Origin of the sequence: Paenibacillus sp. VCA1, assembly GCF_031583795.1 — a bacterium.
In the GTDB taxonomy this organism is placed as follows: domain Bacteria; phylum Bacillota; class Bacilli; order Paenibacillales; family Paenibacillaceae; genus Paenibacillus_AQ; species Paenibacillus_AQ albilobatus.
Genome location: NZ_JAVLSX010000001.1, coordinates 709,579 through 734,518, shown reverse-complemented (window position 1 = coordinate 734,518; position 24,940 = coordinate 709,579). Strand labels below are relative to the sequence as shown.

At 53.9% G+C, this 24,940-nt stretch carries 25 protein-coding genes and 1 rRNA gene; 12 read left to right on the top strand and 14 right to left on the bottom strand.

Translation table 11 applies throughout. From position 1 onward, the window contains the following. Window positions 1-5: 5 nt before the first annotated feature. From RJP21_RS03180 to RJP21_RS03170, 3 genes are all read right to left on the bottom strand, one after another. Window positions 6-1,007, bottom strand: coding sequence for a cysteine peptidase family C39 domain-containing protein (locus RJP21_RS03180; protein WP_310858128.1), 1,002 nt, complete (start codon window positions 1,005-1,007; stop codon window positions 6-8). Further along, complete coding sequence (locus tag RJP21_RS03175) at window positions 1,007-1,912, bottom strand: helix-turn-helix transcriptional regulator (RefSeq protein WP_310858064.1); 906 nt, start codon at window positions 1,910-1,912, stop codon at window positions 1,007-1,009. The genes RJP21_RS03180 and RJP21_RS03175 overlap by 1 nt, the downstream gene beginning before the upstream one ends. 112 nt (window positions 1,913-2,024) lie before the next feature. Next, on the bottom strand, window positions 2,025-2,240 hold the full coding sequence (locus RJP21_RS03170; RefSeq protein WP_160038665.1) for a hypothetical protein: 216 nt from the start codon (window positions 2,238-2,240) through the stop codon (window positions 2,025-2,027). Between the two features lie 247 nt (window positions 2,241-2,487). On the opposite strand from RJP21_RS03170, the gene RJP21_RS03165 reads away from it, so the two are divergent. The 7 genes from RJP21_RS03165 to RJP21_RS03135 all read left to right on the top strand — a co-directional run bounded on the left by RJP21_RS03165 (window position 2,488) and on the right by RJP21_RS03135 (window position 10,505). Then, window positions 2,488-2,634, top strand: coding sequence for a hypothetical protein (locus RJP21_RS03165; RefSeq protein WP_310858063.1), 147 nt, complete (start codon window positions 2,488-2,490; stop codon window positions 2,632-2,634). A gap of 274 nt (window positions 2,635-2,908) precedes the next feature. Further along, entirely contained in the window at window positions 2,909-3,502 is a 594-nt protein-coding gene (locus tag RJP21_RS03160) for a TetR/AcrR family transcriptional regulator (RefSeq protein ID WP_310858062.1), read from the top strand. 132 nt (window positions 3,503-3,634) lie between these two features. After that, the gene (locus tag RJP21_RS03155; RefSeq protein ID WP_310858061.1) at window positions 3,635-4,840 is read left to right on the top strand and encodes an MFS transporter; all 1,206 of its coding nucleotides are present in this window, start codon (window positions 3,635-3,637) and stop codon (window positions 4,838-4,840) included. Between the two features lie 304 nt (window positions 4,841-5,144). After that, window positions 5,145-5,543 (top strand): GntR family transcriptional regulator, encoded by a 399-nt coding sequence (locus RJP21_RS03150; protein WP_310858060.1) that lies wholly within the window; start codon window positions 5,145-5,147, stop codon window positions 5,541-5,543. After that, the gene (locus tag RJP21_RS03145) at window positions 5,543-6,640 is read left to right on the top strand and encodes a DUF1648 domain-containing protein (protein WP_310858059.1); all 1,098 of its coding nucleotides are present in this window, start codon (window positions 5,543-5,545) and stop codon (window positions 6,638-6,640) included. Before RJP21_RS03150 ends, RJP21_RS03145 begins: the two co-directional genes overlap by 1 nt. A gap of 118 nt (window positions 6,641-6,758) precedes the next feature. Next, window positions 6,759-8,396, top strand: a complete 1,638-nt coding sequence (locus tag RJP21_RS03140) for an alpha/beta hydrolase family protein (RefSeq protein ID WP_310858058.1) — start codon at window positions 6,759-6,761, stop codon at window positions 8,394-8,396. Window positions 8,397-8,504: 108 nt separating this feature from the next. Beyond that, entirely contained in the window at window positions 8,505-10,505 is a 2,001-nt protein-coding gene (locus tag RJP21_RS03135; RefSeq protein ID WP_310858057.1) for a S9 family peptidase, read from the top strand. Between the two features lie 166 nt (window positions 10,506-10,671). Here the strand turns inward: RJP21_RS03135 and RJP21_RS03130 are convergent, their stop codons facing one another. Beyond that, entirely contained in the window at window positions 10,672-11,412 is a 741-nt protein-coding gene (locus tag RJP21_RS03130; protein ID WP_310858056.1) for an IclR family transcriptional regulator, read from the bottom strand. A gap of 392 nt (window positions 11,413-11,804) precedes the next feature. Here RJP21_RS03130 and RJP21_RS03125 point away from each other — a divergent pair, with 392 nt between their 5' ends. Then, window positions 11,805-12,830, top strand: a complete 1,026-nt coding sequence (locus RJP21_RS03125; RefSeq protein ID WP_397386167.1) for an alpha/beta hydrolase — start codon at window positions 11,805-11,807, stop codon at window positions 12,828-12,830. Between the two features lie 94 nt (window positions 12,831-12,924). On the opposite strand, the gene folE is transcribed toward RJP21_RS03125, so the two are convergent. The 6 genes from folE to RJP21_RS03095 all read right to left on the bottom strand — a co-directional run bounded on the left by folE (window position 12,925) and on the right by RJP21_RS03095 (window position 18,055). After that, window positions 12,925-13,518: a GTP cyclohydrolase I FolE gene (gene folE / locus RJP21_RS03120; protein ID WP_160038683.1), complete on the bottom strand. Its 594-nt coding sequence runs from the start codon at window positions 13,516-13,518 to the stop codon at window positions 12,925-12,927. Window positions 13,519-13,574: 56 nt separating this feature from the next. Then, the gene (locus RJP21_RS03115; protein ID WP_160038685.1) at window positions 13,575-13,817 is read right to left on the bottom strand and encodes a YneF family protein; all 243 of its coding nucleotides are present in this window, start codon (window positions 13,815-13,817) and stop codon (window positions 13,575-13,577) included. A 93-nt stretch (window positions 13,818-13,910) separates the two neighbouring features. After that, window positions 13,911-14,945, bottom strand: coding sequence for an HD-GYP domain-containing protein (locus RJP21_RS03110; protein WP_310858054.1), 1,035 nt, complete (start codon window positions 14,943-14,945; stop codon window positions 13,911-13,913). 54 nt (window positions 14,946-14,999) lie between these two features. Further along, window positions 15,000-16,775, bottom strand: a complete 1,776-nt coding sequence (gene queG / locus RJP21_RS03105) for a tRNA epoxyqueuosine(34) reductase QueG (RefSeq protein WP_310858053.1) — start codon at window positions 16,773-16,775, stop codon at window positions 15,000-15,002. Between the two features lie 39 nt (window positions 16,776-16,814). Then, complete coding sequence (gene lepB / locus RJP21_RS03100; RefSeq protein ID WP_310858052.1) at window positions 16,815-17,420, bottom strand: signal peptidase I; 606 nt, start codon at window positions 17,418-17,420, stop codon at window positions 16,815-16,817. A 206-nt stretch (window positions 17,421-17,626) separates the two neighbouring features. Then, entirely contained in the window at window positions 17,627-18,055 is a 429-nt protein-coding gene (locus RJP21_RS03095) for a GNAT family N-acetyltransferase (RefSeq protein WP_160038693.1), read from the bottom strand. Window positions 18,056-18,536: 481 nt separating this feature from the next. On the opposite strand from RJP21_RS03095, the gene RJP21_RS03090 reads away from it, so the two are divergent. Then, window positions 18,537-19,151: a superoxide dismutase gene (locus RJP21_RS03090; protein ID WP_160038695.1), complete on the top strand. Its 615-nt coding sequence runs from the start codon at window positions 18,537-18,539 to the stop codon at window positions 19,149-19,151. Window positions 19,152-19,249: 98 nt separating this feature from the next. Here the strand turns inward: RJP21_RS03090 and RJP21_RS03085 are convergent, their stop codons facing one another. Continuing rightward, window positions 19,250-20,167 carry a LysR family transcriptional regulator gene (locus tag RJP21_RS03085; protein ID WP_310858051.1) on the bottom strand — a complete coding sequence of 306 codons (918 nt, stop codon included), beginning with the start codon at window positions 20,165-20,167 and terminating at the stop codon, window positions 19,250-19,252. Window positions 20,168-20,397: 230 nt separating this feature from the next. Here RJP21_RS03085 and RJP21_RS03080 point away from each other — a divergent pair, with 230 nt between their 5' ends. Beyond that, the gene (locus tag RJP21_RS03080) at window positions 20,398-21,408 is read left to right on the top strand and encodes an NADP-dependent oxidoreductase (protein ID WP_310858050.1); all 1,011 of its coding nucleotides are present in this window, start codon (window positions 20,398-20,400) and stop codon (window positions 21,406-21,408) included. Here the strand turns inward: RJP21_RS03080 and RJP21_RS03075 are convergent. After that, complete coding sequence (locus RJP21_RS03075; protein WP_310858049.1) at window positions 21,371-21,919, bottom strand: TetR/AcrR family transcriptional regulator; 549 nt, start codon at window positions 21,917-21,919, stop codon at window positions 21,371-21,373. The two genes, RJP21_RS03080 and RJP21_RS03075, sit on opposite strands and share 38 nt — an antisense overlap. Before the next feature lie 174 nt (window positions 21,920-22,093). On the opposite strand from RJP21_RS03075, the gene RJP21_RS03070 reads away from it, so the two are divergent. Beyond that, window positions 22,094-22,960 (top strand): ketopantoate reductase family protein, encoded by an 867-nt coding sequence (locus RJP21_RS03070; protein ID WP_310858048.1) that lies wholly within the window; start codon window positions 22,094-22,096, stop codon window positions 22,958-22,960. 119 nt (window positions 22,961-23,079) lie between these two features. Further along, window positions 23,080-23,196: ribosomal RNA gene (rrf, locus tag RJP21_RS03065) — 5S ribosomal RNA — on the top strand. A gap of 105 nt (window positions 23,197-23,301) precedes the next feature. Here the strand turns inward: rrf and mutY are convergent. Both mutY and acpS read right to left on the bottom strand, forming a co-directional pair. Continuing rightward, window positions 23,302-24,474 (bottom strand): A/G-specific adenine glycosylase, encoded by a 1,173-nt coding sequence (gene mutY / locus RJP21_RS03060; RefSeq protein WP_310858047.1) that lies wholly within the window; start codon window positions 24,472-24,474, stop codon window positions 23,302-23,304. A gap of 41 nt (window positions 24,475-24,515) precedes the next feature. Further along, entirely contained in the window at window positions 24,516-24,911 is a 396-nt protein-coding gene (gene acpS / locus RJP21_RS03055) for a holo-ACP synthase (protein WP_036707416.1), read from the bottom strand. Window positions 24,912-24,940 lie beyond the last annotated feature (29 nt).

Sequence of the window (24,940 nt, the reverse complement as noted above, 5' to 3'; positions counted from 1 at the left end):
TCCTTTTATCTTGCGGAATGCAGTCCCCAGCGCGGAACCGTGGACCGGTTCAAATCGGGATATTGTCCGGATATTTTTTTGAAAATCCTCATTGCATGCTCTTCCAGCCGCTCAGCCTCTTTCAATATATCGACCAGAGCCGGAACAACGTGGGAACTCAATGCGCGTCCCCTGCTTTCGGCATCAACCCACCGATCAGGCGCTCCGAAGTTGCATACTAGCTGCTCATAACACTTTACCGCCTCATTTAAACCTGGGAATAAAATCGCTGTGTCTTGCAAAAAGAGCATGATTTCATTTCGTGAAACCCGGAAAGAATCCAAAATATAAACGGCTCCGCGCGCATCAAAATCTCCTCGCTCGAGCGCAGAGATATAATATGAATACGCCATCCTGCCGGATGCGATTTTGCGGTCAGGCGGAACGGAATAGGGGGTTTCCCAATCGTCCAATGCCATGCGGAGCGCTTCGAGGGTCATATCCTTTACCGGAATATCCACTTTCCCGCCAAAAATTTGAGCATACCAAAAAGGAGTGGAGTTGATGCCAAAGTTATCGTATAAGACAATTCGGCTTTCCGAAGAGAATCCATCCTGTACATAAAAAATCCGGTCGGCATCGTCATATCCATGGATAACGCCAAACTCAGGCAGCCAATACACGGCTGCGAGTCCGCGGTCGAGGCTTGCTTTGATCCACTCAACGGCATCCTGCTGATACGACTTGAAGGTGGGATGCCGCGTCCTGCCTGCATCCGTCACCGTAAAAATGCCCAGATTATCGGCAGCGCGTTTATGTACCGTCCCCCACTCCCCGTACGCACTAACGCAAAACGGCAGCAGCCTCTCGTGTACAGAAAAAATGGAAGCCATGCCGCTCAGCGCTGATAGCATGTATTTCGGCCCGGAAAACAATCCTGCTCCCGTAAGGATCGCATACAGGCTATCTGTAAAAGACTTCGATTCCCTTTTCATTTCGAGTTCGAGAATCACTTCGGACACTGGCATCATTCCTCCCCATACAAGCATGTTAATATTTGTTCGCATCGGTTCTGCAGCTTTGTTTTCAGCCATTTGGGGGATTCCAGCCTCTGCCATGATCCGAGCACAAGCTGCTGCAAAAATGCATCCGCATCATAAAACTCGATGTCGTAAAGACCATCTCCCGTCGATCGGGCTTTATAACCATGCCACGTATCCCCTTGGAGCTCCGAATTCAGTTTAAGCCTGGCCGTAAAAGGTTTGATCCCGGGAGGCCCGGCTTTTGTGAGCGGAACCTCTTCCCCATCGTCTTGTTCGAAAATACGTCCTGTTATATGCAAGTTTTCGATGCGGTCCAGCCGGTAAAGCGTCCTCCCGCCCCCATGCTCCCCATAAGCGGCGACATAATCGGCGTTGTATTGGGAAAGCAGCCGCACAGGGCATACGTTTTCCCGGGTCTGCCCGTTTTCGTGCCGGTAATGGAGATGCACGACCCTTCGGTGCGAAATCGCAAACGAAAGTTGCTGACTGATCTGAATAAGCCGGGGATCGGCTTCGAAAAAAGGGAGGCGGCGGGAATCCTCCCCTCCCTCTTCACCCGCGAACCTACCCAGCAAATGCGCGACCCGCCGCACGCCGGACGGTGAATCGCTGCTGTACTCCCCGTATTTCCGGGCCAAAAACTTCAGCACCGACTTCTCTTCTTCCGTCATGTACAAATGCGGCAGCACATAGGTTCTGTCCTCGTAGCAGTAGCCGCGGTATTTGGCTATGTAAAGAAGCGGAGCCCGCAAGGAAACCGCAAGGTATTCGATATCCCGCTGCGCCTGCCTTCTGGAAATTTCGAATTGAAGGGCAAGATCTTTGCTGCTCGGATAATGCCCTCCCCTAATCCGCTGGTCAAACCAGTGAATCCTGTGCATATTGCTCATATCTCGCTTCCCCTCGCAACAAGAAGTGATGCCCTGCCATTTTATTGAAGCATTTGCGGGCTTTCCGATACAAGCAGTTTTTCAAATTTTTCCCGGCCGCAAAACGCCCGATTTACTCCTTCCGAATTGCGGATTCCGGCTTTCTACTGGCAGCGTCGACTCGTTCCTGCTCGGCTTTAAAGCATTTTTTGCACACCTTTAGAGCCGTGCCGTCCGTAGCCGTGCGCGTATACAGGAGCTTGATCCGCGTGCTGCGGCAAACAGGGCATGTTCCCCGCCCCCTGGACGGCAAACTCCATAATGCGCGACCTCGTTTCGTTTTTGCCATAGACATTCAACCTCATTTCATTTTTCCAAGTTACAGGACCATTATAGAAGACATGGTGCGACATAAAATGTCGTATCAATTTCCGCCTTGAATTTTTGCAAAATTTAAATTTTCAAAATATGATGTTTATAAACCGCGCGAAACGGGTAACAGATGGTAAGAAACTGCGCCGAACCCACGGCGCTTCCGGTTTGCCCCGCTGCCCGACAAATTCAAGGCCGGCAAACCTTCGGAAGGAGAGATCAGGATGAACGTCCCGCGGATGATGCCCTTTCACCCTTCATATCCGAGACCTCAGGTCGTTGCGCCGAAGAAAAAGGAAGATTCCCTGGAGCAAAACGCGACCTTTAAAGAACTGCTCAAAAAGAAAATGAACCAAAAACAACAACGTTGATATACGCTGCTCAGACAAAAGCGACTGCTTTAGGGCAGGCGCTTTTTGGCATGAAGCCGGCCGCATGTTTGCGGTCGGCTTTTTTGTCTTTTCCGTACGCCGATCTCCTCATGCATAATGATTTCGATCTGCCCAAACGCCTCAGACTCTGCATGCCTCGCTTCATCAAACAGGCCCATGAGGTTTCGCGTGGTGCCCACGCAAGCATGGAACAAAAAATACTGGACTACTCGTTCCAGTTCGTATATACTTGTGCTCAAAGGAGGTGGCGCCGATGGGCCGCACCAAAGAATTTGACCGGGATCAAGTGCTCCGCAAAGCTATGATGGTGTTCTGGGAGAAAGGTTACGAGGCGACGAGCATACCGGATTTGCTGGAAGCGATGGGTCTTAGCCGTTCCAGTTTGTACGAAACGTTCCAGGATAAGCAGTCCCTGTACTACGAGGCGATCCAGCACTACAAAAAGATGTCGCAAAGAAAGCGGGATCTGTTAATCGCCGCTCCTACCGCCATTGAGGGCATCCGGCAGTATTTCGAGATTCATATCACAAATGCTTTTGCCGCGCAGGACGAAGTCCTTCCCAACGGGTGCCTGATTACGAACGCAGCCCTGAGTATCGACGCCATGGACGAACCGCTGCAGAACATGGTCAAGAAGAGCTTTGAGGAACTGGAACAGCTGTTTTACGAAAAATTAAAGAGAGGACAGGAGACCGGAGAAATTTCTCCCGACAAAGACATTCGTCTCTTATCGTTCATGCTGCTCAATCTCAACCACAGCGTTAACGTGATGGCGAAAATTCAGCAGGACAGCGCCAAGGCGCGGGAAATGATGGGAATGGTGCTAGGCATGCTGTATTTTTTTTAACCATACTGGAACGATTGTTCCGAAAAAAGATTTACTAAAAAAACTATTTTTGTGTAAAAAATTAGGCGGACTGTCTTCATACTGGAATGATCGTTCCGATAAAGGATGCCTTATAAACAAAGGAGAAATGTTATGAATACCATCGCAAAAGGAAAGCCTCACGCCGCTGCCGTTTCGTCCTGGATCAACCTGATCCTCGCCGTCGCTTGCGGCATCATCGCTGCCAACCTGTATTATGCCCAGCCTCTCGTAGGATCGATCAGCTCAACCCTGGGACTATCCTCCGGAGCGGCGGGATTGATCGTCACCTTAACCCAAATCGGTTACGGAATCGGCCTGTTATTGATCGTTCCTTTGGGGGATTTGCTCGAAAACCGCAGGCTGGTGGTCACGCTGCTGCTCCTTAACGTGATCGTTCTCGTCGTCGCTGCCGAAGTCCGAAGCGCAGCCTTGTTTCTTGCGGCATCGCTCTTTATCGGTGTTGGATCCGTTGCTGCCCAGATTTTGGTTCCGTATGCAGCTCATCTGTCTCCTGAGGAAACGCGGGGGCGCAACGTGGGGAATGTCATGAGCGGCCTGCTCCTCGGCATCATGCTCGCCCGTCCGGCTGCAAGCTTGGTGGAAGACTTCCTGGGATGGCACGCCATCTTTATTTTGTCCGCCGTTCTGATTCTGGTGCTTGCGCTGGTTCTGGCCAAGGCGCTTCCGGCAAGACGTCCGCAGACATCCATCAGCTACCCGGCCATCCTGTCGTCGATGCTGAAGCTGCTGAAGACGACGCCGATTTTGCGGCGCAGAGCTCTTTATCATGCGTTCCTGTTTGCTTCCTTCAGCCTGTTTTGGACGACGGTTCCTATGCTGCTGGTCAGCCCGGCATTTCATTTTTCCCAGACAGGGGTCGCCCTGTTCGCCTTGGTAGGGGTATCCGGAGCAGCGGCGGCGCCGGTTGCCGGCCGCCTTGCCGATAAAGGATGGATCCGTCCCGGTACGGGGATCGCCCTTGGGCTCGCGGTCATTTCCATGCTCCTGCCCCTTCTGATCCATGGCGGTTCCCTGCTTTCGATCATCACCCTGGTCGTGGCCGCCATTGTGCTGGACATGGCGGTGTCCGCCAATCTGGTGCTCGGGCAGCGCTCCATTTTCGCTCTGGGCGCAGAGCTTCGCAGCCGGCTGAACGGCTTGTTCTTGGCGATCTTTTTCGCCGGCGGGGCCATCGGTTCCGCAGCGGGGGGATGGGCGTACGCGCAAGGCGGATGGGAAGCGGCCATATGGCTTGGCGTTCTGTTTCCGGTGCTGGCCTTGCTCTACTTTTTTACGGAGAAAAGGGAAGCGAGATAAGAGGTTTGGCGCAATCTAGAAGATCTCTGTTGATGTCTCAAAAAAAGCAACCGTACAAGTGAATTTTTTGCGTGCGGTTGCTTTTTTATTGAGGTTTGTAAACAACAACGTTGATATATGTACATGAAAAAAAGCGTCTGCTTTGGGCAGGCGCTTTTTGGCATGAGGCCGGCCGCATGTTTGCGGTCGGCCCTTTTTTTCCTTTTCCGTACTTGAGTTAAATGTTTATTTACAGCATTCGTTCTATCTGTTATATTTGTTGTATAACAGAAGCAATATTTCATATCCGAAAGAAGGTCTTTGTATGATCATCCGCCTGGATATGCAGTCGGATTTCCCCATTTATACGCAGCTGATTAACCAGATTATCGAAGGCATCGCGAGCGGCAGCCTGCAGCCGGGCGAAGATCTTCCCTCCGTCCGCAACCTCGCGGCCGATATCGGCGTTAATTTGCATACCATCAACAAAGCTTACACGCTGCTGAAGCAGGAGGGTTATATCCAGATTCACCGGCAGAAAGGCGTGGTCGTCAATCCGGACGGTATGCCTCCCGTCACTCCGGAGTTTGTAGAGAAGCAGGCGGAACAGCTGCGGCCGCTCATTGCCGAGGCGATTTGCCGCAATATGGATAAGGAAAGGCTGCTTGAAATGGTCGATTCCATTTATGAAGATATTTCACACGGCAAAAAGGAGAATGCATAATGTTCTGGATCCCCGCTATTATGATCGTCGCCTTGTTTATCCCGATCTCCATTGCGCTGGTCGCCATGCCGTTTCTTAGCAGGGAAACCGTCAGCTTTGGCGTTTCGGTCAGCGAAGAGATGTACCACAGCCCGCCGCTGCGCCGGATGAGAAAGCAATTCGCCTGGATCAGCGGCACGGTGTATACCCTCCTGCTGCTCGTTTGCCTGTATTCGTTGATGCATGCAAGCGAGCAAGGCCAGGCGTCCGTCTTGACCGTCTATATCACTGTGGTTATCCTTTGCTCGGCGGCGATCAGCTTCATTTTTTACCTAAGAATGAAAAAAGCGAAAGCTTCCTTGCCGGAAGTTCGCCGGCCAAGCGGAAAAGTAGCGATCGACACGAAGTTCCGCAGCAAAAAGATCACGATTTCCAACCGCTGGTTTGCATTGCATATCGCCGTCATGCTGGTCAGCGCCATCCTTGCGCTCGTCTATTACGACCAATTCCCGTCTTCCATCGCCATGAAGTTCAATTGGCAAGGTGAAGTCACCCGCTCTGTCGGCAAGTCGCTGCGGACGGTCCTTGGACCGAACCTGATGCAGCTCGTCATGATTGCGCTGTTCATGTTCATCAATCGGATGATCCGGAAAAGCAAACAGCAGCTTCATCCCGATCATCCCGAGCTGTCGGCGCATCGAAATACCGTCTTTCGCCTCAGATGGTCGATGTTCAGTGCGGTTTCCGGCATGATCATCGTGCTCATGCTTTCGTTCATTCAATTAAATATGCGTTATTCGCTGCCGAACGATGTGGTCTTTCTCATCACGCTCCTAATGCCATCGATCATCGTCATCACGGCTTTGGTTCTTTCGTTTACGACCGGGCAAGGAGGCCGCCGCATCGGCCGCCTTGCCGGCGGCACCAGCAATACCGCCGTCAATGACGACCGTTTCTGGAAGCTGGGCTTCATTTACTACAACCCGGACGATCCGGCATTATTCGTAGAGAAGCGAATGGGCATCGGGTGGACGGTCAATTTCGCCAGACCGGTCGCATGGATCGTCTTTGCAGTGACCTTGCTCGTCATCCTTGTTGCCAGCCTTATCGCAGGTTAAGCATTCCATCGCTACATGGTTGTTTTGCGGCATCGGACACCGAAGATACCAGCATTCCTTGCGTATGATGCCTTTAATCCATATACCGGAGCGAAGACGCTCCCGAGGAGGAACCTTCATGAAAAAGAATCCGAAAACATTCCGCAACATCGCTGCCGCTTCCCTTGCGCTTGCTCTCACTCTGCCTGGCGTCGCTTCCGCGGCGGAGACGTCCCCAGCCGAGGCGGCTTACGCCCCCGTACGCGACGCAGCCGCCAAGCTCGGCGTGCAGGTCCGCTGGGATCAAGCTGCGCATACCGTGACACTGACAAAAGGCGACACGGTGCTTGTTCTGACGCCGGGCAAAGCCCAAGGGCTGTTAAACGGCAAAACCGTGCAGGTCGGCGGCACCGTGCAGCTCGTTTCCGGGAAAACGCTTGTCCCTGCCGCTTTCCTTTCCGGCATTTTCAGTGAAACATCCGGTACGGGCGACGGTATGGGGCCGGTAGCTTCCAAAAACGCCGCCGATCTCTTCCTGCAAGCGCTTGAAGCCGGGAACGGCGCCAAAGCGGCCGAATACATGACTCCCGCTTTCCAGAAAGTGCTGCCGGTTCAAGCGATCAATGCTCTATGGGGCAATTATGAGCAGATGTATGGAAAAACGTCCTCGAACCCTCCTGTGCAAACGGAGCAAACCGATGCGGTCTACCATAACGTTTCGTACATGCTGCAGCTGGGCCAGGTGCCCGTGAACGTGACGCTTCGGCTGAACGCCGACGGCAAAGTGGATGACATGTATTTGGGGCCGGTCAGCGCCGCGGGGTATCAAAAACCGTCCTACGACAACCCCGCCGCCTATACGGAGCAGGAAGTGCGCATCGGGAACGGCGAGATGGCCCTGCCCGGCACGCTGACGCTGCCGCAAGGAGAAGGCCCCTTCCCTGCCGTCGTGCTTGTCCATGGCTCAGGGCCTCAAGACCGCGATTCTTCGATGGGTGCCGCCAAGCCGCTGCGTGATCTGGCCGTCGGCTTGGCCGCCAAAGGCATCGCCGTTCTCCGTTACGACAAGGTTACTTATGAGCATACCTTCAAGGTAGCGTCCGATCCGAAATTCACGCTGAAAAAAGAAAGCGTGGACGACGCGGTCTCCGCCGTCAAGCTGCTGAAACGGACTTCGAAAATCGATGCGGGCCGGATTTTTGTCGCGGGCCACAGCCAAGGCGGTTTCGCGATGCCGCTCATTATCGATGCGGACCAGGACCATGACGTTGCAGGTGCGATCTTGCTCTCCGGCCCGAGCATGGGATTTGCGGATACGCTGATCGATCAACAGCAGGAGCTGGTGGCGCGCGTGAAGAAGTTGGGCCAGGACGCGGCGCCGTATGAACAGCAGGCGGCCGCATGGAACGGAATCGCCAAGCTGGTGAATGATCCGCAGTACACCGTGGACCACATGCCGGAGAACTTCCCGGTATCCCCCGCTTACTGGTGGTTTGAGCAGAAGAACTACAAGCCGGTCGATCTGGCGGCCAAACAGCAAACGCCGATGCTTATCCTTCAGGGGGAAAACGACTGGCAGGTGACGATGAAACAGTTCAACGGGTGGAAAAACGCGCTTCAAACCCGCAGCGACGTCGAGTTCAAATCGTATCCGAAAATGAACCATGTGCTTGCGGATTACGACGGCCTTTCGATCGGAACGGAATATGCCGCTCCATCCAACGTATCCGCGGAACTGATTTCCGATATGGCCGCATGGATTCAGAAACATAAATAAGCGGTACCGGGCCCTCGGCCTTTATCGAAACGGGATGGAATTTCCGTCCATTCTCTGGGATAATGAACTCATGCAATGGTTCATCATTTTCATGGGAGGTCTTTTTCGATGAGTGAGAAACGCTTCATAACGGCCGAGGACCTGTACCGCATGCACTGGGTTAGCGATCCTGCCGTTTCGCCCGAAAACGGCGCGACGGCATACATACTGAAAACTGTCAACGACAAGCGGGACGGTTACTTGAACCAAATCCGCCTCATCCAGCCGAACGGAGGCATTGACGTTCCGTTTGCGGCCGGCGAGCAGGACGGGGCGCCTCAGTGGTCCCCCGACGGTTCGCAGCTCGCTTTTCTCCGCAAAAAAGGAGATGCGCGCCAAGTGTGGATCATGTCCGCACATGGCGGCGAAGCGCAGCCTGCTACTGAGCTCAAGCATGGCGTAAGCGCCTTCAAATGGTCGCCGGACGGCAAGTCTCTGCTGCTGAAAGCCGAAGCGCCGGATACAACTGAAGAGCAAGCCGAGTCCTCCAAAGCTAAAGACGAAACGAAACTTCCCGAGGAGAGAATCGTGGACCGCATCCGTTATAAAGCCGACGGAGTCGGTTTGAGAAGCGTCCGTCGGTCGCATTTATTCGTGTTCGACCTCGAAGCCAAAAGCAGCGTGCAAATTACGGAAGGTGCGTTTGACGTCGGCTCGTTCGCCTGGTCGCCGGACGGCAGACGTATCGCATACACGGCGGAGCTGCCGACGGAGGAATATGCCGACCCCGATCTGAGGCCGACGGGCGATTTGTACGTGACGGACCGCGCCGGCGGCGAAGCGCGGCGGCTAACGGACGGCACAATCCGCATCGGCGCCGTCAGCTACACGCCTGACGGCCTCTCCATCCTGATGCTTGCCGATGATCTGTCCTGCGGTTACGCGACGCTGACCCGCATCTATCTCATCCCTGCCGAGGGCGGCGAATACCGCGCCCTGTACACCGAGCTCGACATTCAGCTCGGCCACAGCTGCGTCAGCGACATGCGTGCCGGAGCCGGGACGCCTCCGGTTTTCAGCCACGACGGAGCATACGTCTACCTTCAGGTAAGCCAGAACGGCCGCGTTGAAATCGCCCGTTTTGCCCTGGACGGCTCCGATTTCGAAATCGTCGCCGGCGGCGACCGCGAAATTTACCAGTTCGCGCTGACGCCGGAGGGCAGCCTGGTGTTTGCCGCCGCCGACCCGTTGAATCCCGGCGATTTGTACTGGATGGAGCTGCCCGGCGGAGCAGAGACGCGTTTGACCGAATGCAACAAAGAGCTTTGGAGCGAGCTTGCGCTAAGCGAGCCGGAGGAGTTCCAATTTACGACCGGCGACGGTTGGCCGTTCCAGGGCTGGATCATCAAGCCGATCGGCTTTAAGGAAGGCTCCAAAGTTCCGGCCGTCCTTGAAATCCACGGCGGGCCGCAAGCGATGTACGGCCATACGTTCATGCATGAATTCCAGCTGCTTGCCGCTTCCGGTTATGCCGTGTTCTACACGAATCCGCGCGGCGGGCACGGCTACGGCCAGGTCCATGTCAACACGGTTCGCGGGGATTACGGCGGACGGGATTATTTGGACCTGATGGAATTTACCGATTACGTGCTCGAGCGTTACCCGTTCGTCGACGCCTCCCGTCTCGGCGTAACCGGCGGCAGCTACGGCGGGTTTATGACGAACTGGATCGTCGGGCATACGAACCGCTTCCAGGCGGCCGTGACGCAGCGCTCCATCAGCAACTGGCTGTCGTTCTACGGCGTCAGCGACATCGGGTACCACTTTACGGAGGATCAGATTTGGGGCAATGCGTGGGACGACGTCGAGAAGTTGTGGAAACACTCGCCGCTGGCCTACGTGAAGGACGTAAGCACCCCGCTGCTTATCCTTCACGGCGAGCAGGATCTGCGCTGCCCGATCGAACAAGGCGAGCAGTTGTTCGTCGCCCTGAAACGGCTCGGCAAAGAAACGCAGCTCATCCGATTCCCGGGCGCAGACCATAATCTTTCCCGCAGCGGCAATCCTTATCTTCGCACGCGGCGCCTCACCCACATCGTGCGCTGGTTCAAAGAGCATATCGAGGCCTGAAAAAGTAAAATTCTATCGACGTACTTCAATAGAAGACAAACCGCAATTAGCGGCAGTTTTCGCTTGCGACTAAGGCAAGCAGAGGCTCCGGAACTTTTATTTTCTTATATGATCAAAAGCCCGCTTAACCGTTTAAACGGTCAAGCGGGCTTTTTGCCGCCTATGCCTATATCATGAGGCCCATCTCATGGGCCGCTTCGATCAGCACCGGCGCAAACTCATGCAGCGTATCGACGCCGATCCGGCTGATCGGGCCGGACACGGAGAGGGCCGCAGCCACCTCGTCCCTCCGGTTTACGATCGGCACGGCTACCGCGGCCGCGCCCGGCTCGCGCTCCTCGAAGCTGGTCGCGTACCCGCGCTCCCGGATCTCCTCCAGCATGCGCAGATAACCTTCCGGATCGGCCATTTCCGGCCACTCCGGATCTCGCAACAGCTCCTGCCGATCCTCCTCCGAAGCAAAGGCGACAAGCACCTTGCTGGAGGCGCCGACGTACAGCGGAAGGCGCGCGCCGACCTGCGCCACCCGCCGGATCGCCTGGTTGCTCTGTACGGCCTGAATCCGCAGGCGGTCTTTGCCGTCCCGCAAATACAAGCTTACCGTCTCCCCAAGTCGGTCGCGAAGCCGTTCCATGGCCGGAAGGAACAACACGGCCGGGTCATCGCTTTTGGACAAATGGGTGGACAACTCCCATACCTTCAGGCCCAGGCGGTACTTCTCCGTAGCCGCATCCCGGGCGACGAAACCTTTCTCCTCCAGCGTCGTCATCAGGCGATGCACCGTGCTTTTATGCAGGCCGATCTGTCCGGCGATTTCGGTCAGCCCCAGCTCGCCGCTTTTGGTAAAACACATCAATATATCAAGCGCACGCTCGACGGCGCGCACCGTTAATTTGCGGTCTTCCATTCTTGCTCCCGCCCCTCTTAATGTTTCACCAAATGAAACATGGTTACAATAATTATAAGAAATTCAGCCCTCAAAGTCTACTTTTTCGCTAAAAATCCGCGCCTCGTCCCAAAAGAAATAACGCAACCGATCTGCCGGCGAAGGAAAACCTCGTTTAGCCCATGTTCCCGCCATTCCAAAGAATGCGCAAGCTATACTGGAGCCACCATTTTAACGCCTCAAAAAAAGCCCCCGATCGGAAGCCAGGCTGTTGACTTTAGGCAGCAGAGCGCATAGGATATAGAGTAAAATTTTTTCTGTTTCCGAATCGGGTGTATAATAGGTAAACTAGAAATAGAACTCGAAATTTGTAGAATCCTGAAATTTGATATAAAGGAGGGGCAAGCATGAATATGGCAACCCGGAACGACGCCCAAATTTCTCCCCCCCTAACCGAAACACCCATACCGCTCTCTCCGCGGCTGATCCGCCTGAAGCATGTTCTTGTCGCTTTGCTGTTGTCCGTCGTGTTTTTCCTGCTCTTTTGTTTTATCTCTTTGCACGCCTATATCGCCTGGGTGCTTTCGAACCCGACCGTCGCGCCGCTGTATTCGAATCCGATGCAGGCAAAGCATATGTCCTACGAAAACGTCACCTTTCCCGCTTTGGACGGAAGCCGGATGATGCAGGGCTGGTACATTCCCGCCGCCGGATCGAAGAAAACGATCGTATTCAGCCATGGATACGGAGCCAACCGCGAGGAAACGTGGATCCCGATGTACGACCTGGCCCATTACGCGCACCGGATGAATTTTAACGTCGTCATGTTCGATTACGGCTTCGCGTCGCAGACCAGCAAGGCGGTAGCCACGGGCGGCAAAGCCGAATCGCAGCAGCTGCTCGGAGCGATCGAGCTGGCCAAAAAGCGCGGCGCAAAACAGATCGTCGTGTGGGGCTTCTCGATGGGGGCGGGCACGGCGCTTCAGGCCGGACTGCAGACCAAAGATGTCGACGCCATGATTCTGGACAGCACCTTCCTGCTTGAGCCGGATACGCTGTACCATAACATCAAAAACCAGATCGATCTGCCGCGGCATCCGTCGCTCGAAATATTGGAGCTGCTGTTCCCCGTGCTAAACGGAACCAGCCTGCATCAAATCCCGTATCAACAGGTCAAAAAGGAGGATTACCCGTTCCCGATCTTTTTCGTGCACGGGACGGAGGATGAAAAAGCGCCTTACCCGATTGCCGAAAAATTGGCGGGGAACCAGACGAACCCTTACTCCGATGCATGGATCGTCCCGGGCAGCCATCATGAGCTCATTTTCCGCGAACACCCGCGCGAATATCTTCGCCGCGTGTCCGCCTTCCTTGCCAATGTCAAGCTGGCCGAGCAGAAGGACATCGACAATGACCCTATGATCAAAAACAAACCGTAAACCTTACCCGATAAACAACATTCCTCCAACATATGAAAAAGGCATCGCTGAAGATCCGACGAAGGTCTTCAACGATGCCTTTTCGCTTATACGATCATTCTTTGATCAAAGACAGAAACTCGGCTCTGGACGCCGGGTCCTCACGGAAAATGCCGCGAACCGCGGATGTGACCGTTTTGCTGCCCGGTTTTTTCACGCCGCGCGCGCACATGCACAGATGTTCGCCTTCCACCACGACCATGACGCCATGCGGCTCCAGAACTTCGACCATGATGTCGGCGATCTGCGACGTGATGCGCTCCTGAACCTGCAAACGGCGCGTGACGGCTTCAACGAGACGGGCCAGCTTGCTCAGTCCCGCGATTTTGCCGCTTGGGATGTACCCGATATGGACCTTGCCGAAAAACGGCGCCATATGGTGCTCGCATTGGCTGTAATAAACGATATCTTTGACGATGACCAGTTCCTCATGGTTTTCATCAAAGGTAACGCCAAGGACATCCCTCGGGTCTACTTCATATCCCGCAAAAATTTCCTCGTACATCCGAGCCACGCGCGCAGGGGTTTCAAGCAGTCCCTCCCGCTGCGGGTCTTCGCCGATCAGTTTCAAAATTTCCGCGATATGGTGCTCGACCTGCTCGCGGTTTTGCTGAACCCGGGTATTTACGTAATCTTTAACGCCAGCCACAGCACTTCCCTCCTCTCATGACCTCTTATTTCTCTTGCGGATGTTCGTGATCCGCCTTATTTGCGTTTGCCTCCGCCAGGCTTCTTTTTGCCGCTGAACTGCGGATTGTTTTTCATCATTTGCTGCGCTTTCTGCATTTGACGATTGTTTAGATTATACCCCATCTGTTTTGCCATTTTCTGCAGCATTTGTGGATCACTCTGCATTTTCTCCATTTGCTTGCGCAAATAATACACGCCGATGAAAAAACCGCCGACCAAGCCGACGATCAGCGTAATCACAGGAATGACATATTGCATGTTCCGCCACCTCATAGTTATAGATCAATACTTTGCGTGTATAGCAACACGAACCTATCATAGCATTTCCCCGGGTGGCTCGCAAATGGATTTCTAAGATAACACCGCCTCGATAAACACCGTCGTTTCCTGCGCCAAATCCAGTTCCTTGACATCGAACCTGCTGGCTTCGCCCTGCACGATCCGAATCACCGGGCGGCCGGGAAGACCGCGATGCTGGCGCACGACAACCCCCGTTTCCTTGGTGGACAAGCGAACCGCGGTGCCGTTGGGGTAAACGGATACGATCCGGTTAAATTGCGAAAGCACCTCGTGGTCGAGCTGCTTTTCCGACATGGCCATCATTTCCTCGCAGGCTTCGTGCGGCAGAAGCTTCTTGTCCTTTGGCTCTAGCGGATGGATCAGGCGCTCATAGGTGTCCGCCGCAGACACGATTTTGGCGTACAGATGAATTTCATCGCCCGTTAGCCCTCGCGGCAACCCGAACCCGTCGATCCGTTCATGATGCTGTAAGGCCACATGGGCGATCAGCAAACTGAGCTCCCTTTTGCTCTTCAGCTTTTCGAAACCTTTCCAGGTATGATGGTTTTTGAGGTCGGAAACCAGCTGGTCTTCCTCCCTCATGCCGGTTTTGCCGATGTCATGCAGCAGGGCGCCCGTCGCCAGCTCCTTCAGCTGCTGATAATTGAGCCCCATGTTGATGCCGATCACGGAAGATATCAAGCACACATTGATGGCGTGGATATATTGGTTGTTGTCCTTTGTCCGAATGTCGGTCAATTGAACCAACAATTCCTTGTTGTTCATGATGTCCGTCAACAAGTTGTCCACGTTGCTCCCGATCAGCTGGGTGTTCCAGTCCTTTCCGGAACGGATCGCTTCAAACACATTGTTCATGACCTGGAGCGTGCCCTGCTTTGTTGCTTCGCTGAGCATGTCATCGGTCTCCACATCATCGAACATCGGATCCTGAATATACAGCATGGTGACGCCGATCCGGTTCAACGTGCTGATCATGTACACCGTCAACTGGACGCCTGCGCCCAAAAGCACGGTGCCGTTGCCGGAATAGATCGTTTTGCCCAAAAATTGCCCGGGCTCTACATGGTCTATGCTAACATACCTCATGAATCTTCCCCCGATTTTGAAGCGGCTGGAAGCGAAATAGCGCTTTTTGCCGCTTTACTCTTCGATCCGCTTGTTTCTTTCGGGGAGTGCGTTTTCGTGGCTCAAAAGTTTGCGCTTCGTTTCAAGCCCTCCGCTGTATCCGGTCAGGCTTCCGTCACTTTCAAGCACGCGATGGCAAGGGACGATGATCGGAACCGGGTTTTTGTTCACGGCTCCGCTGACGGCCCTCATCGCTTTGGGTCTTCCTATGGCCTCTGCGATCACCCCGTAAGAGCGGATCTCTCCATAAGGAATATCGGCAACTGCCGCCCAAACCTGTAGCTGAAAAGACGTGCCCCGCAAATCCAGCGGAACGTCGAAGGCCTGCCGTTTGCCCGCGAAATATTCGCCAAGCTGGCGTTTGGCCTCCTCAAGCCGCTCGTCGTCATGCTCCAGCTCGCCGCCGCCGCACCAGGTACGGGACCATTTTTGCAGCACGGCCTCCTTCACGCTGAAGCTGCCGAATTCGATCAGGCACAGCCCTTTGTCGGTGGCGCATAACGTTAACGGCCCGATCATCGACTGCATTTCGTCGTAGTAGATCGTTTCCGGTTCTCCGCCGAGGGCCGGCGAAAATTCCGATGTTTCGTTTTTGTTTTCCGCTGCGTCCGCTTTCGTTTGCGATTGAAGTTGTTCTTTGGCTTCGACGAGCATTTCCCTTACCTTCTCATCCTGCTCTTCTGCCAAAGCTTTATTCATGATGTCCAATGCCTCTTCGCCTCCTATGCGTCCCAGCGACCAGGCCGCGGTTCCCCGCAGTTCCGGCCGCGGATCTTTCAGCAGCACCTCTCCGAGTTTCGGCACCGCAGATTTGTCTTTGTAATTGCCGAGCGCAATCACCGCGTTGCGCTGGATGGGTTTGCGGCCCCGCCATGCGGCGGCGCTTTCCCCGAATTTTTCCTTGAACTCGCGGTTGGTCATATCCAAAATCGGCAGCAGCAGCGGTCTGTCTTTTTCCGGATCCGGCAATAGCTCCGGATGATGCGTCCAATGCTTCCCCTTATTTTTCGGGCAGATGACCTGGCATGTGTCGCAGCCATACAGCCGGTTGCCGATTTTCCGCATCACCTCGTCCGACAGAAACCCTTTCGTTTGCGTCAGAAAAGAGATGCAGCGCTGCGCGTTCAGCTGCCCGGGACCGACCAGCGCCCCCGTCGGGCAAGCGTCGATGCACAAGGTGCAGTCCCCGCAATCCTCGGTTACCGGCGTATCCGGCGGAAACGGGATGTTGGTCACCATGTCGCCGAGGAAAATCCAGGAGCCCCATTTCGGGGAAATGATACAGCAGTTTTTGCCGCTGAAGCCGATTCCGGCCCGCTCCGCGACGGCCCTGTCCACCAGCGCTCCGGTATCCACCATGCTTTCCAGGACGGCATCCGGCACCCGTTCCCGGATAAAAGCCTCCAGCTTTCCCATCGCCTCGCGCAGCACATGATGATAATCCTTGCCCCAAGATGAGCGCGATAAGACGCCCCGGTATTTGCCGGGTTCGTTTTTTGGGGGGTTTGGCATTTTGGAGGAATACGCGACGGCGATGGAAATGATCGAGGCCGGCTCTGAGGAAGGCAATGCGGGGGTGATGCGTTTATCCAAATCCGGCTCCTCGAAGCCGGACTCATACCCAAGATCCCGGTGATTTTGCAAAATGGCTTTTAATGATACGAAAGGGTCCGCGGAAGCGAAGCCGATCTCGTCGATGCCGAATTCGGCCGCCGCTTCCTTGATTTCCCGCTTCAGCTGCTCCCACCGGGAAGGCGGAGGAGCATAAGCGGATGCATTCGTCGTTGTCAAAAGCTTGCGCCTCCTTTCCCAGCAATCGTCGTTTTCGATTTACAAACCTCTGATTTGGGAGACCGGCCAAAAAATGAATTCGGCCCTGCCGACGATGTCTTTGGCGCTGACGCTGCCGAAGGAACGGCTGTCTTTGCTGGCGCCCAAGTGGCGGTTGTCCCCCATAACGAAGTAGTGATCCTTGTCCAGCTTCAGCGGCCCGAAATCGGGGTCCTGGATCTCGACTTCGGTATACGGCTCCGATTGGGGCTCGCCGTTGACGTAAAGCTTATGGTTTTTCACTTCCACCGTATCGCCGGGAACGCCGATGACCCGCTTGACCAAATATTCTTTTCTATCCGGCCCGTTGCTCGGATCATGCAGCACCACGATTTCGCCCCGGCTCGGCGTCTTAAAATCGTACACGATTTTATCGATAAAAAGCCGCTCCCTTTCGTGCAGCGTCGGCTGCATGGATTGGCCCTTGACCATCGACAGGTTAAATACGAACAAATTGAGCAGCATCATGATGACAAAGGCAATCACGATCGTTTTCGCCCAGTCCCACACTTCGGCGGCAAAACTGCGTTTTTTCGGTTCAGCTTCGGTTTTTGCTTTTTCGTCGTTTTCGGAATGTCCGTGCTCTTGCAGTCGAACTTGATTCATGCTACACCTCATTTTTAGACAAATTCCCCTTATATACAGAAAAGCATATCTTGCGCGGTTTTGCAACGGCAGCCAAGATATGCTCAATATAGAAAATATTGTTTGTTGACAACAATAATGAATTTGCTGTTTTTACTGTTTCTGTGTTCGGGGCATGTCCCGTTGATCGAGACCAGCATCGATTTTATAATGGATTAAAACGAAAATTAGTGCTGCGGGCTAATGATGCTAAGCTTCTGGATAGCTTCCCAAACTTTGTTGGCACCGTAACCCATCGCTTCGTAAAGAGGCATCGCCGCTTTGTTGTGCTCATCGCCTGCAATCCAAATCCGGCTTACCTTCCGGTTCTGGAAACGCTGCTCCATGGCGGATACGAGCGCTTTGCCCACGCCTTGGCGGCGGTAATCGGGGTGAATGGCAATGCGGTAATAGCAGCCGTGGTTATGCTCGATCGTGCCGATCAGCGCACCCACGATTTCATCGTCTTCCTCTGCGACCAAAATCAGCTCCGAATCCCAGGACAGCTGCCTGGAGAACGGCCCCATCGTATTCCGGTAACATTCCTCGGACAAGGCAATCTTCATTAATTCGGTCACGTTGGTACAATCACTTAACTGAAAGGAACGAACATGCATGATTAAATCTCCCTTTTTCGTCAGCTTGTTTGGATCCTCGGAAGATCAAGCTCCTCTTTATAATCCAGAATATAATTACGACAAAAAACGTTAAATTCCTTCTTTATCATTCATTAAATCATAGTTTTCTTTAAAAAACACGCTTTTTCTTTTGAAAGCGCTTTATAGCAAACGTTTGCAATGAAATATAAGTTTAAATAGCCATATACTGTTAATTTAGGCGCATAAAAATACCATAATTGGGAAATGGATAATATGGGTTCTAGGCCTTTCGACCTGATCATGAACTAAAAGAGACTTTTTAAACATAAATGTTGATTTAATTGAAAAAATACGGTTTAATTGTACTTGGAAGCATTACTGTTTGAAACCGGTCAATAAAGGATGTCTTTGCCGAAGCGGCGAAAACTTCCTTTATGAAGAGGATCAATTTCATTGATTCCTTGATAAAAAGAAACCACATTACAGGAGGTATTTTATCATGGCATTTCAATTACCTGCACTTCCTTACCCTAACAATGCGCTCGAGCCACATATCGACGCACAAACGATGGAGATCCACCACGACCGTCACCATAATACTTACGTAACGAACTTGAATGCAGCTTTGGAAAATGCTCCTGAACTGCAAAATAAAAGCCTTGAAGAGCTTTTGACGAACCTGGACAGCGTGCCTGAAAGCATCCGCACCGCAGTCCGCAACAACGGCGGCGGCCATGCCAACCACAGCATGTTCTGGGAAATCATCGGACCAAACGGCGGCGGCGCTCCGACCGGCGCTTTGGCTCAAGCGATCGACAGCGAGCTGGGCGGATTCGATAAATTCAAAGAAGACTTCGCCAAAGCGGCTGCAGGCCGTTTCGGCAGCGGCTGGGCTTGGCTCGTTGTAGGCAAAGACGGCAAACTTGCCATCACAAGCACGCCGAACCAAGACAACCCGATCATGGAAGGCCAAACTCCGGTTCTCGGCCTGGACGTTTGGGAGCATGCTTACTACCTGAAATACCAAAACAAACGCCCTGACTACATCGCCGCATTCTGGAACGTTGTAAACTGGGACGAAGTCGGCAAACGTTACGACGCTGCCAAAAAATAATAAGGGTTATGAGGTGACGGGCCGTTCCGTTGCCGTCTGATCCCTAGAGAAGCGGTTCAAGCATAAGCTTGAACCGCTTTTTTATTGCTGCGGCAAGATCATTTGGAAACACGTCTCTCAAGACCCATACCGGGTTCCGGTCCATTTTTTGCGAAATACTGGACGACGAAATCGCGGAATTCCCGGGCAGCGGCCGACAGGTACCGCTGTTCATGCCATGCCAAGTAATATTGGCGCCGGCATCCGGGATCCTCGACCGGAATGAAAACGAGGTCCGAATCGGCATTCTCTCCCCTTTTGCAGCCGAACAAAGCAACGCCGATTCCGGCTCGGACCAGGCTCAAAATCGCCGGGGGCTCGTCAACCCTGCAAATGTACCGGGGGGCGGCGCCAGCCTGTTTCAGAATGTCGTCATTCATTTGTTGAAATATAAAATCCTCCCGATACCCTATAAAGGGCTCCCTTGCCGCTTCCTTCAAGGATATACGGCTGCGACCAGCAAACGGATGCCCGAGAGGAACGGCCAAATACAAATCCTCGCTTAGTACCGGAACTTGGGCGCAGTCGGTTTGCTCCACGGACAGCGGCGAAAAGCTCAGATCGGCTTCACCCGAAGCAATATGATGAGCCGACTGCGCCGGAGAAACATGGGAAATACGCAAGTTCACCTCCGGATGCAGAGCCAAAAATTCGTTCATCGCCCCAGTCAGCCGGTCCAAGTTCGATGTGGCTAAATGGATGCCGCCTTTCTCCAATCCGGCCAGGTCGGCCACCTCCCGTTTCCCCTCTTCCAACAGCCGCAGCGCCTGCTCCGCTTTGTTCAAAAACGCCTTTCCGTACAGGTTCAAACGGATTTTTCCTTTGTGCCTGTCGAATAGCGGAACGCCGATATCCTCCTCCAGCCTCGAGATCGTCTTGCTGAGCGCCGGCTGCGCGATTCTGAGCTCCCGAGACGCTTTTGTCATATGTTCCAGCCTGGCTACCGTTCTGAAATACTGCAGTTGAAGAAGTTCCATGCCAATCCTCCCACATCATATACTCGAGTATATAAATGTTATAACTAGATATATATTTTCGATTATCACATGTTGATTATAAAATGGGATTCAAAGGAAAATCAATGCGGCGTTCCGGCAAACGCTTGTGAACATACAGGGAGGGGATTGCTTAGCTTCATTTCGGGAGGGGATTCGCAAGCATTACTGAAGCTATTCGTCATCATATTTGAAATAAAGGAGTGAACGGCATGAAGGCCGTTGTTTTCAATCATTTTGGTTCGCCCGAAGTATTAGAGCTGGCCGAACTTCCACTTCCTGCGGCAGGTCCCGGCTTCATTAGAGTCCGCGTTAGAGCGGCGGGGGTTATGCCGTTCGATTGTTGGGCTCGTGAGGGGAACATTCCGGCTGCGCGTTCCCGCCCTTTCCCGATCATTCCCGGCAATGAGTTCGCCGGCATCATAGATCAGGTAGGGGAAGGCGTGAGTGGCTTTGATTCCGGCGACGAAGTACTCGGCTTTACGACATTCGGCGGTTACGCCGAGTATGTGGTCGTCAGCCCCGAACAAATCGTGCGCAAACCAAGTTTTATGCCTTGGGAGACGGCAGGCGGATTTTCGGGGAACGGTCAGGGAGCGCATATGGCTTTGCAAGCCCTTGGAATTCAGAGGGAGGATACGGTACTGATCCATGGCGCGGCGGGCGGGCTAGGGACCTTTTCCGTACAGCTTGCTTTTGCATGGGGAGCGAAGACGGTTATCGGCACGGCGAGCGAAGCGAATCATGATTACCTCCGCCGGCTTGGGGCCATTCCGGTCCGCTACGGTGAAGGGCTGGCGGAGCGCTTGCGCGCTGCCGCCCCAGGCGGCGTCGATGCTGCGTTGCATGCGGCCGGAGGGGACGACGTCCTGCGAATGACCGTCGATCTTGTCCGCAACAGAAGCCGGATCGTGTCGATGCTGCCGGGCGATCTCGCCCGGCAGCTCGGCATCCGGCAGCTTGCCGGCCAACGCAGCAAGGAGAGGCTGGCAGAGCTTGTCGATCTTTATACCCAAGGCAAGGTGGACATCCATATCCGAAACGTCCTTCCGCTTCACCGGGCCCAAGAAGCTCATCGAGAGATCGAAAGCGGTCATGGCCGTGGAAAGATCATCCTGTCATCTTTCAATCAGCATCTCCATGGTAGTCGGGTGAACTCTTCCAAAAAAGCAAAAAGCAAGCATGCTAACTGTTCTTTACAACAGACGATATTCCCGAAGTAAATAGCATATCTATCAAACCAACTAGTTCATCTGGGGGCAAATCTTTTTGCCTGCGCTGCCAAAGACGAAGCAGTGAAAACGAAGTTGAAAGGTGAAACTCTAATAAATAGGGCGTCACTAAACTATCTTTAGGGAAACAATATTTCTGTTCATCAGAAAAAAATTCGCCTTTCAACTTTTCTATAAAGCGGATATTACCGTAATCACCTAATAAAGCATTTAGATATTCCCCTTTTTCCTCAAAAAGTAAAAGTAAATCCCGTGGTTTTGCGTCAACTTGCTCTGTGTTTATCAATTTCTCCCGGATAAAATCCAATACATCGTTTTCGACGAAGCTAAGTAAATCGTAAACATCGGAAAAATACTGATAAAAGGTACTTCGGTTATATCCGGACTTGTTTGCGATTTCCTGTACCGTGATTTTCTCTACCGGTTTTTGGCAATAAAGTTCGCAAAAAACGCTGATAAATGATTGCTTTGTTTTTTCCGTTATTTCAGGCTGCTTTTTCATCGCCTGCCCCTTTCCAGCAACTTATGATCCGACAAATCAAATACATTTGTTGGTTGTTGAATTTAAAACAAATTCGTATTATTTATCATACAACACGTTGTCTTATAATCAAAATGTAAGGAGAATAAGAATGAAAATAGCCGCTGAAACGAACGTGCGAAAGAGGGTAGTCATATGAAACTGCTAGTGTACGGCGCCGGGGTTCTAGGCAGCCTATTCTCCGCCCGCATGCATGAGGCCGGGCACGACGTCTCCCTTCTCGCCCGGGGCGAGCGACTGAACGCTCTGCGCCGGCACGGCGTGCAACTGGCCGAGGGAGGCAGCCCGGCAGTAAGGCGGGTACCGGTGCCAGTGGTCGAGCACCCTACCGGCAGGTACGACCTGATCGCCGTCTTCGTCCGTACCCATCAGGTGGAAGCGGTGCTGGAGACGCTCACTGGCGTCGAAGGCGACGTGCTGTTCATGCTCAACTGGGCGGCCGGCGCGGAACCGCTGGGCGCGGTGATTGGTCACGAGCGAGTGCTGCTCGGCTTCCCCACCGCAGCCGGCACGATGGACGGCGACGTGGTCCGCTACCGCGCGACCAACATCATAACCCGCCTGTTCCCGACCCCGATCGGCGAACCCGATGGCCATGCCACCCCGCGACTGGAACGGATCGTGCGGGAGTTCCGCACCGCCGGGATCAACGCCAAGGCTGAGCCGCAGATGGATGCCTGGCTTAAGACGCACGCCGCGTTCGAGGTGCCACTCTTGCAAGCGGTGAACGCGGCGGGCGGCCCGGTAGCACTGGCCAACGATCCGGACACGATCCGCGGCATGATCCGCCTCATGCGGCAGAATATGGCCGCATTGCCAACGCCGCTCGTTCCTCGCGGGTTCGTTGCGTTGCAGACTCTGCCGGAAGGGCTGCTATTGGCCATGCTGCGGCGTTTCCTGCGAAGCCAGACGGCCGCACAACTCGACGGCCCCTCACCTGCGGCGAGGGCCGAGCTCGAGCGGTTGGCTGAACAGATAGGAGTTTATGCGAGGGTCCAGTAGGAGATAGCGGATTAAACTACCCTGAAAATAACGAATAATGTAAGGCTAAAAAAGGCAGCAGGAAACTAACGGGATACGATAGTTCAAAACAATAAAAGCTGCAGCCGGCAAGACGCTTGCTTGGTAGTTATGGTGGAGGGGGTTCCGCGCGTACCATCCCGAACACGACTGTTAAGCCTTCCAGTGCCAATGGTACTTGAGCCGAAAGGTCCCGGGAGAGTAGAACGCCGCCAAGCAACGAACAAGCACTGCCGACAATTCGGCAGTGCTTGTTGTTGTGTGCAATGCGATGCAACCTCGTTCTTTCGTTATGATTAAACCCCGCACTTCCACAATTCGACTTAAGGCCGCTTCCCCTTAAAATGCTCCCTGAGGATTCTCAGGAACACGTTCGGAAACGCGTACAGCTCCATCTCTTCTTCGCTGATCCAGCGGTACTGCGGGCGTTGCGCGCCAGCGTCAGCGTCAAGATCAGCATCAGGCGCGTAAGCCTCTCCGGATTCGGCCACGGCCACGGAAAGCAAATCCTCTTCGCGGCAGCGATACACCTGAAGGTTCCAATGAATATGGCTGAACGTATGCTCGGCATCCATCATGAACCCTTCCGGCCGTGCATAGATTCCTTCTTCCGCCAGCATGTCCGCCACAATATCCATGGCCGGCTCGTCCGGGAGCCGGCCCTTGCGGCTTTGCGGAACCTGCACATGCGGCAGCTCCCACATGCGGGCGAGCAACCCTTCCTGCGGACGCTGACGGATCAGTACCTTGCCCGCATGCTGCCCCGCTCCTTCGACCAAAGCCACCATCCGGTACTCCGGACGCGGGGGTTTCGCTTTGGTCTTCACCGGCAGCGATTCCTCCGCTCCCTCGATCCGTGCGGCGCAATGCTCCATGACCGGACAAGTCAGGCAGTGCGGCGATTTCGGCGTACATACGAGCGCGCCAAGCTCCATCAGCGCCTGGTTGAAATCCGAAGCCCGTCCCTCGGGGATCAATTCGGTAACCAGCCCTTCCATCAGCGACCTCGTGCCAGCTTTCATAATGTCTTCTTCAATCAAAAAGTAACGCGACAGCACACGCATCACGTTGCCGTCCACCGCCGGCTCCGGCTTGTTGAAGGCGATGCTGAGGATCGCCCCCGCCGTATACGGGCCGACGCCTTTAAGCGCAAACACCGCCGCCCTGTCATCCGGCACCCGTCCGCCGTGCAGGTCTTTTACCTGCTTGGCCGCCGCCTGAAGATTTCGTGCGCGCGAATAATACCCAAGGCCCTCCCAGCATTTCAGCACGTCCTGCTCCGGTGCGTCCGCCAAAGCCTCGACGGTCGGAAACCTTTCGATAAACCTGTTGAAATAAGGGATCACCGTATCAACGCGCGTCTGCTGCAGCATGATTTCCGATACCCAAATATAATAAGGATCCCGGTGGCGGCGCCACGGCAAATCCCGTTTATTTTCCATGTACCATTCCAGCAGATGCCCGCTGAAAAAACTTTTCCGTTCCGATTCGTTCATACAGCCGCTTCAAATCCTTCCGCTTTCTTCTCCCTCATGCTTTACAATCTTTTTTCGACCACCGCAAACGCCGAAGCCAGCTCGGTTTGGTGGGATATTGTCAAATGGATCGTATACTCCGGCTCGCCCGGAAGATTCAGGCGCTCCCATGCTCCCCGGCTCAGGGCGGCCACGGGTTTCCCGCTGGAATCCGGCAAAATTTCGATGTCGCCAAAGCCGATTTTACTGCCGATGCCGCAGCCGAAGGCTTTGGAAATCGCCTCTTTGGCGGCAAAACGCCCGGCGACGAACTCCGTGAGCTTCCCGCCTCTTTTTCTGGCTTCCTCCCGTTCCTTTTCCGTCAGCACCCGTTCCATGAACCTGAATCCGAGCTGTCCGCTTAACAGAAGAGCAAGCCGCTTGATTTCCAGCACGTCATGCCCGATTCCGTGAATCAATGGACCACACCTTCCTTCCGTGACATACA

Bases quoted from the DNA above. Each gene is read 5' to 3' on its own strand.
- RJP21_RS03170 (WP_160038665.1), bottom strand. From the start codon at position 2,240: ATGGCAAAAACGAAACGAGGTCGCGCATTATGGAGTTTGCCGTCCAGG.
- RJP21_RS03085 (WP_310858051.1), bottom strand. From the start codon at position 20,167: ATGGAACTTCTTCAACTGCAGTATTTCAGAACGGTAGCCAGGCTGGAA.
- RJP21_RS03115 (WP_160038685.1), bottom strand. From the start codon at position 13,817: ATGCAATATGTCATTCCTGTGATTACGCTGATCGTCGGCTTGGTCGGC.
- RJP21_RS03165 (WP_310858063.1), top strand. From the start codon at position 2,488: ATGAACGTCCCGCGGATGATGCCCTTTCACCCTTCATATCCGAGACCT.
- RJP21_RS03160 (WP_310858062.1), top strand. From the start codon at position 2,909: ATGGGCCGCACCAAAGAATTTGACCGGGATCAAGTGCTCCGCAAAGCT.
- RJP21_RS03070 (WP_310858048.1), top strand. From the start codon at position 22,094: ATGAAACTGCTAGTGTACGGCGCCGGGGTTCTAGGCAGCCTATTCTCC.
- RJP21_RS03180 (WP_310858128.1), bottom strand. From the start codon at position 1,007: ATGCCAGTGTCCGAAGTGATTCTCGAACTCGAAATGAAAAGGGAATCG.
- RJP21_RS03155 (WP_310858061.1), top strand. From the start codon at position 3,635: ATGAATACCATCGCAAAAGGAAAGCCTCACGCCGCTGCCGTTTCGTCC.
- RJP21_RS03075 (WP_310858049.1), bottom strand. From the start codon at position 21,919: ATGAAAAAGCAGCCTGAAATAACGGAAAAAACAAAGCAATCATTTATC.
- RJP21_RS03150 (WP_310858060.1), top strand. From the start codon at position 5,145: ATGATCATCCGCCTGGATATGCAGTCGGATTTCCCCATTTATACGCAG.
- lepB (WP_310858052.1), bottom strand. From the start codon at position 17,420: ATGAATCAAGTTCGACTGCAAGAGCACGGACATTCCGAAAACGACGAA.
- mutY (WP_310858047.1), bottom strand. From the start codon at position 24,474: ATGAACGAATCGGAACGGAAAAGTTTTTTCAGCGGGCATCTGCTGGAA.
- RJP21_RS03125 (WP_397386167.1), top strand. From the start codon at position 11,805: ATGGCAACCCGGAACGACGCCCAAATTTCTCCCCCCCTAACCGAAACA.
- RJP21_RS03145 (WP_310858059.1), top strand. From the start codon at position 5,543: ATGTTCTGGATCCCCGCTATTATGATCGTCGCCTTGTTTATCCCGATC.
- RJP21_RS03080 (WP_310858050.1), top strand. From the start codon at position 20,398: ATGAAGGCCGTTGTTTTCAATCATTTTGGTTCGCCCGAAGTATTAGAG.
- RJP21_RS03140 (WP_310858058.1), top strand. From the start codon at position 6,759: ATGAAAAAGAATCCGAAAACATTCCGCAACATCGCTGCCGCTTCCCTT.
- RJP21_RS03095 (WP_160038693.1), bottom strand. From the start codon at position 18,055: ATGCATGTTCGTTCCTTTCAGTTAAGTGATTGTACCAACGTGACCGAA.
- RJP21_RS03110 (WP_310858054.1), bottom strand. From the start codon at position 14,945: ATGAGGTATGTTAGCATAGACCATGTAGAGCCCGGGCAATTTTTGGGC.
- RJP21_RS03090 (WP_160038695.1), top strand. From the start codon at position 18,537: ATGGCATTTCAATTACCTGCACTTCCTTACCCTAACAATGCGCTCGAG.
- RJP21_RS03135 (WP_310858057.1), top strand. From the start codon at position 8,505: ATGAGTGAGAAACGCTTCATAACGGCCGAGGACCTGTACCGCATGCAC.
- RJP21_RS03130 (WP_310858056.1), bottom strand. From the start codon at position 11,412: ATGGAAGACCGCAAATTAACGGTGCGCGCCGTCGAGCGTGCGCTTGAT.
- RJP21_RS03175 (WP_310858064.1), bottom strand. From the start codon at position 1,912: ATGAGCAATATGCACAGGATTCACTGGTTTGACCAGCGGATTAGGGGA.